Origin of the sequence: Phreatobacter sp. AB_2022a (assembly GCF_026847585.1) — a bacterium.
Lineage (GTDB): Bacteria > Pseudomonadota > Alphaproteobacteria > Rhizobiales > Phreatobacteraceae > Phreatobacter.
The window spans coordinates 1-10,898 of sequence record NZ_JAPSET010000090.1; the positions used below are offsets into that span (position 1 = coordinate 1).

General features: G+C 69.1%; 9 protein-coding genes and 1 riboswitch. Of the genes, 6 read left to right on the top strand and 3 right to left on the bottom strand.

The genetic code is table 11. The annotated features are described in order from the left end of the window. The first annotated feature begins 324 nt into the window (after window positions 1-324). From OZ671_RS31185 to OZ671_RS31210, 6 genes are all read left to right on the top strand, one after another. Window positions 325-1,335 carry an MBL fold metallo-hydrolase gene (locus tag OZ671_RS31185; RefSeq protein WP_268864308.1) on the top strand — a complete coding sequence of 337 codons (1,011 nt, stop codon included), beginning with the start codon at window positions 325-327 and terminating at the stop codon, window positions 1,333-1,335. A 54-nt stretch (window positions 1,336-1,389) separates the two neighbouring features. After that, window positions 1,390-1,638, top strand: a riboswitch (cobalamin riboswitch). Window positions 1,639-1,766: 128 nt separating this feature from the next. Then, window positions 1,767-3,776, top strand: a complete 2,010-nt coding sequence (locus tag OZ671_RS31190) for a TonB-dependent receptor plug domain-containing protein (RefSeq protein WP_268864309.1) — start codon at window positions 1,767-1,769, stop codon at window positions 3,774-3,776. A gap of 158 nt (window positions 3,777-3,934) precedes the next feature. Then, window positions 3,935-4,684 carry an SDR family oxidoreductase gene (locus OZ671_RS31195; protein ID WP_268864310.1) on the top strand — a complete coding sequence of 250 codons (750 nt, stop codon included), beginning with the start codon at window positions 3,935-3,937 and terminating at the stop codon, window positions 4,682-4,684. A gap of 84 nt (window positions 4,685-4,768) precedes the next feature. Continuing rightward, window positions 4,769-5,551, top strand: a complete 783-nt coding sequence (locus OZ671_RS31200) for an NAD kinase (protein ID WP_268864311.1) — start codon at window positions 4,769-4,771, stop codon at window positions 5,549-5,551. Between the two features lie 89 nt (window positions 5,552-5,640). Next, window positions 5,641-6,186: a response regulator gene (locus OZ671_RS31205; RefSeq protein WP_038313832.1), complete on the top strand. Its 546-nt coding sequence runs from the start codon at window positions 5,641-5,643 to the stop codon at window positions 6,184-6,186. A gap of 11 nt (window positions 6,187-6,197) precedes the next feature. Next, window positions 6,198-6,767: an Hpt domain-containing protein gene (locus tag OZ671_RS31210; RefSeq protein WP_103168411.1), complete on the top strand. Its 570-nt coding sequence runs from the start codon at window positions 6,198-6,200 to the stop codon at window positions 6,765-6,767. Window positions 6,768-6,832: 65 nt separating this feature from the next. On the opposite strand, the gene OZ671_RS31215 is transcribed toward OZ671_RS31210, so the two are convergent. The 3 genes from OZ671_RS31215 to OZ671_RS31225 all read right to left on the bottom strand — a co-directional run bounded on the left by OZ671_RS31215 (window position 6,833) and on the right by OZ671_RS31225 (window position 10,702). Next, window positions 6,833-8,188: a hypothetical protein gene (locus tag OZ671_RS31215; protein ID WP_268864312.1), complete on the bottom strand. Its 1,356-nt coding sequence runs from the start codon at window positions 8,186-8,188 to the stop codon at window positions 6,833-6,835. A 53-nt stretch (window positions 8,189-8,241) separates the two neighbouring features. Continuing rightward, the gene (locus tag OZ671_RS31220; protein ID WP_268864313.1) at window positions 8,242-9,366 is read right to left on the bottom strand and encodes a glycerophosphodiester phosphodiesterase; all 1,125 of its coding nucleotides are present in this window, start codon (window positions 9,364-9,366) and stop codon (window positions 8,242-8,244) included. A 142-nt stretch (window positions 9,367-9,508) separates the two neighbouring features. Then, window positions 9,509-10,702: a DUF2336 domain-containing protein gene (locus tag OZ671_RS31225; RefSeq protein ID WP_103168410.1), complete on the bottom strand. Its 1,194-nt coding sequence runs from the start codon at window positions 10,700-10,702 to the stop codon at window positions 9,509-9,511. Window positions 10,703-10,898: the final 196 nt, after the last annotated feature.

Genomic DNA, 10,898 nt, shown 5'->3' on the forward strand with positions numbered 1-10,898 from the left:
GCGGCCCACGCTGCATCGTCCCGGGCCGCCGCGGCTGCCGTCCTACGCCCGGCCGCAGCAGAGCCGCCCGGCCATGGGGCGCCCCGCCATGCAGAGACCGGTCATGCAGAGACCGGCCATGCAGCGCCCAATCATGGCGCGTCCCGGGCCTTCGCGCCCCGCCTTCCATGGCGGCGGCGGTTCGCGCCCCGTCATGGGACGGCGTCGCTGAGGCGGACCATCACGAGGCCGTGATGGGGCCGCCAGCACCGCGACTTCCGCGCCGGTTTCGCGCAGATTGACGCTGCGCCACCAGCCGATGGACCATGCGAGGGAGACGCCGAAATGACCGAAGACACTGCGAAGCCGAGCCGTCGGACATCGATCGACCGCCGTCTGGCCCTCGCCGCAGGGGCGGCGACCCTGGCGGCTCCCGCGCTGCTGGCCGCGGCGACACCGGCTCTGGCCGTGACGCCCGTCCAGATGCCGGCGCAGGGCCCCGGCTTCTACCGCACCAAGGTCGGCGACATCACGGTCACGGCCGTCCATGACGGCTTCGCCCTGCGCCCGCTCGAAGGCTTCGTTCGCAATGCGCCGCTCGGCGATGTCCAGGAGGCGATGAAGAAGGCCTTCCTGCCGACCACGGCTTTCCAGAACACCTTCACCGCGCTCGTCGTGCAGACCGGCGGCAAGATCGTGCTGATCGACACCGGCAACGGCAATACCGGCGCCCCGACTTCGGGCACCTGGATGCAGAATTTCCGCGCCGCCGGCTTCGCGCCCGAAATGGTCGATCAGATCATCATCAGCCATTTCCATGGCGACCACATCAACGGCCTGCGCTTCAAGGACGGCACCAGCGCCTTCACCAAAGCCGAAATCAGCGTGCCGGCACCCGAATGGGACTTCTGGATGTCGGACGAGCGCATGAACCAGGCGCCGGATGCCGCCCGCGGCGGCTTCCAGAACGCCCGGCGCGTGTTTCAGCCGGTCGCCGCCCAGGTCAAGCGTTTCGCGCCTGGCGCGGAGGTCGCCCCCGGCATCACCTCCTTCGCCGCCCATGGCCACACGCCGGGCCACACCATCTTCGGCATTTCCTCGGGCAATGCCCGCCTGATGTTCGTCGCCGACATCACCAACCACCCGGCGCTGTTCGTGCGCAATCCGGACTGGGCCGTCATCTTCGACCAGGACGCCGACATGGCCCGGCAGACGCGCCGGCGGGTGCTGGACATGGCGGCTTCGGAGCGCACGCAGCTCGCCTTCTACCATGCGCCATTCCCGGCGACGGGCTTCATCGCCAAGGAGGGCAATGGCTACGAGTTCGTGCCCGTCCAATGGACGCAGTGGCCCTGACGCCGCGGACCGGCCGACTTTCGGCCAGTTGACAACATCATGGCGATGCAGCCTTTTGCGTGGCATCGCGACGGCGGTCATTGCTTGCAATGACCACGGGAATGCGGTGCGTGCCAAGCACGCCGGCGACCGGCCACCACTGGCCGTCGCCGGCGCGACGACACCAATCCGCAGCTGCCCCCGCAACTGTGAGCGGCGAGCCGGTTCCTTTGAAGCCACTGGCGTCCGTCAGGACGTCCGGGAAGGCGGAGCACCCGGCCATGACCCGCAAGCCAGGAGACCGGCCGGCGCGTCGTCACTGTCCGGGCGTGCGGGATGGCGCGCACGGAGAGCGGAGACCCGCTTTTCGGTGACACCCGATGTCGCGGCGGCAGCCGGCCGGAGAGCCGGAACGCCGTCGCGATCCCCGTGTCCCCGAGCGGAGATCCGCCATGGCGCAACGCCTTATCGTCAGTTTCAGCCTCGTCCCTCTCCTTGCCGCCTCGGCCTTCGGGCAAGCTGCGGATCCCGTCGCGCCACTGCCGGAAATTCTCGTACATGGCGCCAGCACCGTGCCGGTCGAAGCGCCGCGCGTCGGCTCCGCCGTCACCGTGGTCACCGCCGAGACGATCCGCGACCAGGGTACGCAGACCCTGCCCGACGCGCTGCGCCAGGTTCCCGGTCTCGCCGTCAGCCAGGCCGGTGGCCGTGGCGGCATCACCCAGCTGCGCATCCGAGGCGCGGAGGCCAATCACTCGCTCGTCGTGGTCGACGGCGTGCCGATCAACGACGTCAACAATGGCGACGCCGACCTTGCCAATCTGCCGGTCGACGCGATCGAGCGCATCGAGGTGGTGCGTGGGCCGCAATCCGGCATCTGGGGACCCAACGCCCAGTCGGGCGTCGTGCTGATCACCACCAAGTCCGGCCGGGGTCTTGCCCGGCCCGAACTGAGCGCGCGAGTCGAGGGCGGCTCCTTCGGCACGCTGCAGGGCTCGGTGTCGGTGCGCGGCGCCCAGGGGCCGTTCTACGGCGCCCTGTCGCTTTCCGGCCTGAGGGCCGGCGGCCATGTCGCCGCGCCCGGCACGACGCGGCCGAACGGCTCGGAGATGGGCGCGCTCAACGCCAAGGTGGGCGCGGACCTCGCCGACTGGTTCAATGTCGAGGGCACGCTGCGCATGGTCAGCCGGACGGGGTTCTACAATCCCGCCAATGCGGCCATGGGGCCCGGCTTCGCCGCCGATCCGCGCTACGGCTTCCTTGCCGACGGCGTCGGCCGCGGCACGGCGACCGATATCCAGGGGCGTGTCGTCGGCACGGTCACGCTGCTCGACGGCCGCTGGGTGCAGAAGTTCTCGGCCGATACGTCGCGCCAGGGCACCAATGCGGCCGACAGCTATGTCAGCGCCTTCGGCTTCCGCGAGCGCCAGGCCTTCTGGTCGCAGACCGAGCGCAACCGCGCCGACTACCGCTCGGCCTTCACCTTCGAGACGCCGCAGTTGCTCGGCGCCCGCCATACACTGGTGGCCGGCGTCGACATCACGCGCGAACGCTTCCGCTACCATTACGAAAGCGACGGCTTTTTCGGCCCCTTCGTCAATGACGGTTTCGCCGGCGCCGGCCAGAGCCGTGAGCGCAAAGGGCTCTATGGCGAATATCTCGTCAGCCTCGACACCGGCCTTGCCCTGTCGGCGGCGCTGCGCCAGGACTGGAACTCGTCGTTCCGCAACGCCACGAGCTGGCGCTTCACCGCGGCGCAGAGCTTCGAGACCGGCACGCGGCTGCACGCCTCGATCGGCAAGGGCGTGACCAACCCGACCTTCGTCGAGCAGTTCGGCTTCACCAACACCTTCGTCGGCAATCCCCTGCTCAAGCCCGAGCAGTCGATCGGGTGGGACGTCGGCGTCGAGCAGCGCTGGTTCGGCGGCAGGCTGACCACCGACCTCACCTATTTCCGCGCCAATCTCGAAAACGAAATCGTCGGCTCAGGCATTTCCGTCGCCAACCTGCCGTTCGCCACCGCGCGTCAGGGCATCGAGGCCACCCTCACCGCGCGGCCGCTCGACTGGCTGCGGATCACCGGGGCCTATACCTATACCGACACGCGCTCGGCCGAACCGCTGCTCGGCGGCTACGTGTTCAAGGAGGCGCTGCGCCGGCCGAAACATGCCGCGAGCCTCTCGGCGGTCGCCTCGTTCGCCGAGGATCGCGGCAAGCTCTCGGTGACGGTCGCCCATAACGGCGGCATGCGCGACCGCTTCTTCGGTCCGCTCGGCCCGACAGACGTCTATCTCAGGTCCTATACGCTGGTCGGTGCTCAGCTCTCCTATGACGTGACGCGCAACGTGACCGCCTATGTCCGCGGCGAGAACATCTTTGCCCAGCGTTATCAGGAGGTCTTTGGCTACAATGCCGCTGGCGCGGCCGTCTATGCGGGCCTGCGCGTGCGTTTTGGGGACTGACGGGCGCATTGCTCCTCCCGGTTGCCTGATATCGACAGGCGCCGCGCTTTCGGCCAGTGTCGGCGCCGAATGCGCGGCTCGTTTCGGTGGTCGCCCGCGAGCCCGCGACCGGGTGGGCGGGGCCGCCGGAATCGCGGTGCTTGCGGGAGGAGTTTGACATGTCGCAGAAAATCGCCGTCGTGACCGGGGCCGGCTCGGGCATCGGCCGGGCCTCGGCACTGGCGCTGGCCGCCGCCGGTTACGCCGTGGTCGTCGCCGGCCGGCGCAAGGACGAGCTCGACAAGACGGTCGCCGCGGCCGGCAGCGGCGCGACGGTCGTCGCGGTGCCGACCGACGTTGCCGACGAAGCCTCTGTGAAGGCGCTGTTCCAGGCCGTGAAGGACCGGTTCGGCCGCATCGACGTTCTGTTCAACAACGCCGGCATGGGCGCGCCGGCCATTCCGATGGACCAGCTCTCCGTCGCGCAATGGAAGCAGGTGGTGGACGTCAACCTCACCGGCTCGTTCCTGTGCGCGCAGGAAGCCATGCGGCTGATGCGCACCCAGTCGCCGAAAGGCGGGCGCATCATCAACAACGGCTCGATCTCGGCCTATGCGCCACGCCCCTATTCGGCCCCCTATACGGCGACCAAGCATGCCATTCTCGGCCTGACCAAGTCGATTTCCCTCGACGGCCGTGCCGACCGCATCGTCTGCTCGCAGATCGACGTCGGCAATGCCGCGACCGAAATGACCGAACGCATGGCCAATGGCGTGCTGCAGGCCGATTTCTCGGTCAAGGTGGAGCCGCGCATGGATGTACGCCATGTGGCCGAGGCCGTCGTGCATGTCGCCAACCTGCCGCTTGACGTCAACGTGCTGACCATGACGGTCATGGCCAACGACATGCCCTTCGTCGGCCGCGGCTGAGCTGCGCGGCCGACGACCAACGAAACGACATCCGGCGGCGCCATGGTCGGCGCCGCGCCATTCAGCCCCTGCCCCCGACCCGCCATGCCGGATCCGAAGACCATCACGCCGCAGATCGCCTTTGTCGCTTCGCCGGCCCCCGAAGCGCAGGAGGCGCAAAAACGCCTCGACGCGCGCTACGGCTCGGTCGCCACCGAGGCCGCAGACGTCATCGTGGCGCTCGGCGGCGACGGCGTCATGCTGCAGACGCTGCACCGCTTCATCGACACCGGCAAACCGATCTACGGCATGAACCGCGGCTCGGTCGGCTTCCTGATGAACGAATATGTCGAGGAAGGCCTGGTCGAGCGGATCGCCAGCGCCGAACGCTCGGTGATCCATCCGCTCGCGATGACGACGGTCGACACCCATGGCGAGCGGCACGACGCGCTCGCCATCAACGACGTCGCGCTGCTCAGGCAGACCTCGCAGATCGCCAAGCTCCGGATCTTCGTCGACGGACAGCTGCGCATGGACGAGCTGTCCGGCGACGGTGTGCTGGTGGCAACGCCCGCCGGCTCGACCGCCTACAACCTTTCCGCCAACGGCCCGATCCTGCCGCTCAACACCAATCTCCTGGCGGTAACGCCGATCTCGCCGTTCCGGCCGAGGCGCTGGCGCGGCGCGCTGCTGCCGGACCGGGTGGCGGTGCGCATCGAGGTGATCGAGCCCACCCGCCGACCGGTGAGCGCCACCGCCGACCACGACGAGGTGCGCGAGGTGGCCATGGTCGACATCGCCATGGATCGCACCCGCAGCATGGTGCTGCTCCACGATCCCGGTCATTCGCTCGACGAGCGCATCCTGCGCGAGCAGTTCGGCAGCTGACCGCCGGCCCGATGCAAGCGGGCCGCGCAATCGCATGGCGCGCCGCAACTTAACGCTTCATTGAGCCGCGGCAGCTAAGGTCGCCTTCGATGATCCGTATTGATTTCAACCGCTTGCGTTTCCTGGTGATCGACGACAACGCGCACATGCGCCGCATCGTCCGCACCCTTCTGCACGGCTTCGGCGCGCGCGAGGTCTATGAGGCGGAGGACGGCGCGGCCGGGCTCGAAGCCTTCACCCACTACATGCCCGACATCGTCATCACCGACTGGGCCATGCCGATCTTCGACGGCCTGGAGCTGACGAGCATGATCCGGCAGCCGGGATCCAATCCCAATCCCTATGTCGCGATCATCATGCTGACCGGGCATTCGGAGAAGAAGCGCGTGCTGGAGGCCCGCGATTCCGGGGTGACCGAGTTCCTGGCCAAGCCGATTTCGGCCAAGGCGCTCTACCAGCGCATCCTGAACGTCGTGGTCAATCCGCGGCCGTTCATCAAGACCAAGACCTTTTTCGGTCCGGACCGCCGGCGCAATCATACCGCGAGCTATGTCGGTCCCGAGCGGCGCAAGAACGACAAGACCGAGACCATCCGGGTGCAGCCGCTCCTGGACAAGACCAAGAGTTCGGTGTGACGGACGGATCCATGAAGAAGCGCCAGGAAGCCAAGCTCGACGAGGCCAGCGTCAAGAACTTCGGCGACTACGAGGTCATCGTCCCCAAGCACAATCTGAGGACCTATGTGCACAAGGTCGACGGGCCGGATGACGGTTTCGGCGGGATCGACCCGGAGGCGATCGAGCGCGCCGAGGCGGCGCTCGCCCAGCTCGCGGCCGAGTTCGACGGCTGGATGGAGAAGGAGGTCGAGCGCCTGGTGACCGCCCGCGACGCTGCGGCCGCGCACGGCCTGACCGCCGAGAATCGTACGGCGCTGTTCTCCGCCGCCCATGACATCAAGGGTGAAGCGACCACCTTCGGCTACCCCCTCGCCTCGCGCGCCGCCGAAAGCCTCACCGCCCTGCTGCTCGGCATCGAGGATGCGAAGCTTTTGCCCTGGCCGCTCGTCAGCCAGCATGTCGACGCGATCCGCGCCATCGTCCGCGAGGAGGCCAAGGGCGAGGACCATCCCGTGGCGCTGGAACTGGTCGAAAAGCTCGTGCTCCTGTCGACGGAGACCCTGGTCGACGTGACGGGCGTGCCGCCGCTCTCCCCTTGAGCGGTCGCCTCGGCCGATCCTGCTCCGCGCTCCAGCTGCCGTGCAGCGAGGTCGGCTCTCCTCATCTATGACGACCGCGCCGGCCCGCCCCACTGGAATGGCCGCCAGTGATCGGAGCGGTGCCTCGCACCCATCTCGATGCGCCGCCAGCGCTGTGCCTCCGGCTCGCCCGACAGCACGATCTGACAATGGGCGTAGCTGCGGTGCTCGTTCCGGGCGACCCGCACCGGCCCGGCGCCGTCGTCGTGGCGAGCCAGCGGATGCTTTTCGATATCGCCCCGCGCCTCCGGCGGCATGGCTGCATCGATGACCGACCAGGCCTCGTCCGTGTCGAAGGCATCGCGCCCGGACGGAAAGAACACGGCGAGATCGCTCCAGCGAGGCGCCTCGCCATAGCGAATGACGAGCGCATCGACGCCCGGCCGCCAGCCGGGCAGATATTTGAGCCGTTCCGGCGGCGCCGCCGGATGCGCTTCGCCGTAGTAGCGCGCCAGATGAGCCTGGGCGCCCCAGGCGATGTCGCGATCGGCATGTCCGGCCAGCTCGCGCAGGACCGGCGCCACGGCCGGGACCGCATCGTGGATTTCCGTGGCCGCCATCAGCGCGAGACCGGTGCGACCGGAGCGGGCGAGCCGCCGGATCGCGGCCGGGTCCCCGGCGGCGAGCTCGTGAATATGAAAATCGATGCCGTTCGCGGCCATGTCGGCCGGCTCCGGACCGTTGCGGCGCTCGATGATATCGAGCATCCAGGCAACAGGATCCCGCCCGAAACCGTCGTAATCTCCGAAGAACATGCAGCCGGACCAGAACGGTCCCGCGAGGCCGGGCCGCTCCAGTTCCTTTGCAGTGAGACGGTCGATGATGTCGGGATCCATCACATCCTGGTCGCCGTCGCCATAGGCCAGCCCCTGCCGGCCGAACATGCAGGCGGCGCAGCTGCGGACATAGTCCGAGGCGTGGTCGAACAGGGCCGGCAAGTCGCCGCGGTCGGTCCAGGCAAGTCCGCCGATCAATAGCTCCGCCGCATCGATGCGGTCGCCGGGCACCTCGGGAAGGCGTTGCGCGCGCAAGGCGCGCAGCCACGGCAGAAGAACGGCGGGAAACGGCTCGTCATCGCCATGCCAGCGCAAATGCTCGAGAAAGGCGGCGAGAAGCTCGGGATGCCGCCGCTGCGCGGCAGCGAGCGTTTCGAGGAACCAGACCGCACGGTCCCGTGCGCGCGCGTCGCGCTCCGGCCCCGACAATGTCCCCGGCTCGGCGCGGAACACCGCCATGACCAGCCGCTCCAGGGCCGCCGCGCGCGTGGCCGGATCCTCGCCCGCGAGATGGGCCGCCACGCGCGGATACCAGCCGGCCCACTCGGCCGGCGTGAAACGGTGAAGCGGCGCATCCCTCAGCAACTGGAACGATGTCTCTTCCATGCGGCGACCATAGAGGAGATGCGGCGCTGCGGCACCGGTCCCGCCGATCTCGATCAGGCCGCATCGACGGCCTTGCGGCCGAGCGCAGGATCATCGATGAAGAACCCGTCGATGCCAAGCGCGAGATAACGCTTGAGTTCGGCCATGGCGCCGGTCTCGTTGCGCGCGTTTTCACCGGCCTCGCTGCGGTAATCGGCCGCGAGGAAGCGGTTTTCCGGCCGGAACGTATAGGTGCGCACGAGCAGGCCCGCGGCATGGGCGTCGTCGACCACCTTGTTCGGCTGCCCAAGCCTGCCATTCGCCTCCAGCGGAATGATCGTGCGCGTCCACGGCCCGACCGCGTCCGCATAGGTCGCGATCTCCTTCAGCCCGTCGGCCGTCAGCATGTCGGCGAAGGTCGTCCTGCCACCGGTTGCGGCGACGTCCGCCGGGATCACCGCCGGCTCGTCGGTCAGCTGCAGCAGCCTGATATTGGCGGGCCGGCCGAGCTTGCCGCGCAGGTAGCGCAGATTGGCGATCTCGAAGGACTGGATCTCGACCGGATTGCGGCGGGTGTAGTCGTGCGCCTGCAGCACCGCGAGAAAGCGGTCCTCGAGCGGCAGGCCGATCTTGGCGAAATAGGTGGAATGCTTGAGCTCGGGGATCAGGCCGATCACCCGGCCGCGCGCCGCGGCCTCGGCCGCAGTGAAGTCGATCACCTCCTCCAGGGTCGGCACCTGGAACTGGCCGTCATAGCGCTGGCTGTCCGGGCGGACGGCACCGAGCCGCTCGATCGCGCGCAGCGTCTTCAGCTCGGCCAGCGTGAAGTCCTCGGTGAACCAGCCGGTATGGCTCTCGCCATCCACCGTCTTGGTCGTCTTGCGCGCGGCGAATTCCGGCCGTCTGGCGACATCGGTCGTGCCGGTAATGTCGTTCTCGTGCCGCGCCACCAGGACGCCGTCCTTGGTCGGCACCAGGTCCGGCTCGATATAGTCGGCGCCGTCGGCGATCGCCTTCGCGTAGGAGGCCAGCGTATGTTCCGGGCGCAGGGCCGGCGCCCCGCGATGGCCGAGCACCAGGGGTTTCGGCCGCGCGGTGCCCTGGGCCCGCGCCGCGCCGCCGGGACCGGTTCCGGCGAGGCCGGCAACGACCGCCGCGCCCGCAAGTCCCAGTGCAAATCGACGGCTCTTCTCGACCATGGCCGCACTCCCTCGCCTCAGCATGAACCGGTTGCCGCGGCATGCCAATGGCGGGCGCCGGCGACCTCGTTGCCGCCAAGGCAAGCAGCGCCACATCACAGCCGTATGAAGGCGCCCGCGCGGCGCAGGCGTGGTTCCGGCGTCAGGCGGCAGCGGCGAGCGGGAACAGCAGGTCGTCGTCGTCGAGCGCGTCGCGGCCGGCGATCAGGTCTTCGGTGAAGGCCCTCGCCTCATCGCGCGCTGCCTCGGCGACGAAGCGCCGCAGCAGGACGAGCAGCTGGTCGAGCTCGCCGGCGGCCAGCGGCGCATAGGCCGTCAGCACACGTTCGACCATGCGCCGGCGCAGCTGGGCCTCGCCGCCGCGCGCCGCCGCGACCAGGCCTTCGGCATGCCAGGCCTCGAGCGCCGCGGCGAAGGCCGGATAGGCGCGCGCCGGCAGGCCGGCCTGGTCGTAGAGCGCCCGGAAGCCGCTGCCGCGCCGGTCATGCACCAGCCCGCTGACGCGACGCACGGCGAGGCCGGAGAGCTCCGCGAGCGCCGCCTCGAACAGCCTGATCTGTCCCGACAGCAGCGCGCGCAGGATCAGGCCGGTGGTCAGCTGCCCGGAGGCGCGCAGGTGGCAGGCGAGCGACGGCAAGGCATCCCCGGCTGCCGCGGCGGCAATCGCAACCGTCGCCTTCTCGGAGGCTTCGCGCACGATCTTGCCGGCGCGCTCGGGAGCGAGCCAGGCCCGGTCGGCAACGAAGGCGGAGAGAGCCTCGGAGAGCTTGACGACCAGCGCCTGGCGTGCGCCGGCGCTGAGATCGGCGCGGCGGAACAGTGCCTCCCGGATGTCTGGATCATCGCCGAATCGGGCCACGATCCGGTCGATGGAAAAGTCCGGCAGGTCGGCATTGTCGAGCGCCACCAGCGCCAGGCAGGCCTCGACGCAGCCGACCTCGGCAATGGCGGCCGCGACCGGCGCCGGCACCGTCTCGCGGCGCGCCACGGCATATTGAACGACCGGCTCGCCCGCGCCGATCAGATCGACCAGTTCGGCATCGATGAGCAGCGGCGAGTGGCGGGCGATGATCGCGGCAATGTCCGGCTGGTCCTGCAGGAGGCCGACCAGGACCGTGTGCGGCGCCGTCTCGGCATAGGCCAGAGCCTCGGCGAGCGCCCGGCGCACCACCGGCGAGGGATCGTCGAGCAGAACGATCATGGCCGCCTCCGCCGCCGCGCGGTCGCCGGCGCCGAGGTCGGAATAGAGATAGGCGCGCGCCAGGGCCGATGTCGCATCGGCCCGGTCGGCAGCAGGCGCTGTCTGGATCCAGCGGAGGAAGTGACGCACGATCATGGCAAGCGTCCGGAAATCCGAGGCCGGCGGCCCCCTGTCATCAGCCTAGCCCGGCGAGCCTTAACAAAGCATTCACCAAGAAAATTAAGACGGCAGAAACGCTCGCGTTCAGCGCGCTTCGGGGCGGCGGAACTGGGCGAGATCGAGCGGCTGGCCGGCCACCGGCTGGGCCGCACGCGCGGGCCCGCCATGGCCG

Coding starts and splice junctions, on each gene's coding strand:
- OZ671_RS31220 (WP_268864313.1), bottom strand. CDS start 9,366: ATGGTCGAGAAGAGCCGTCGATTTGCACTGGGACTTGCGGGCGCGGCG.
- OZ671_RS31215 (WP_268864312.1), bottom strand. CDS start 8,188: ATGGAAGAGACATCGTTCCAGTTGCTGAGGGATGCGCCGCTTCACCGT.
- OZ671_RS31225 (WP_103168410.1), bottom strand. CDS start 10,702: ATGATCGTGCGTCACTTCCTCCGCTGGATCCAGACAGCGCCTGCTGCC.
- OZ671_RS31210 (WP_103168411.1), top strand. CDS start 6,198: ATGAAGAAGCGCCAGGAAGCCAAGCTCGACGAGGCCAGCGTCAAGAAC.
- OZ671_RS31195 (WP_268864310.1), top strand. CDS start 3,935: ATGTCGCAGAAAATCGCCGTCGTGACCGGGGCCGGCTCGGGCATCGGC.
- OZ671_RS31205 (WP_038313832.1), top strand. CDS start 5,641: ATGATCCGTATTGATTTCAACCGCTTGCGTTTCCTGGTGATCGACGAC.
- OZ671_RS31185 (WP_268864308.1), top strand. CDS start 325: ATGACCGAAGACACTGCGAAGCCGAGCCGTCGGACATCGATCGACCGC.
- OZ671_RS31200 (WP_268864311.1), top strand. CDS start 4,769: ATGCCGGATCCGAAGACCATCACGCCGCAGATCGCCTTTGTCGCTTCG.
- OZ671_RS31190 (WP_268864309.1), top strand. CDS start 1,767: ATGGCGCAACGCCTTATCGTCAGTTTCAGCCTCGTCCCTCTCCTTGCC.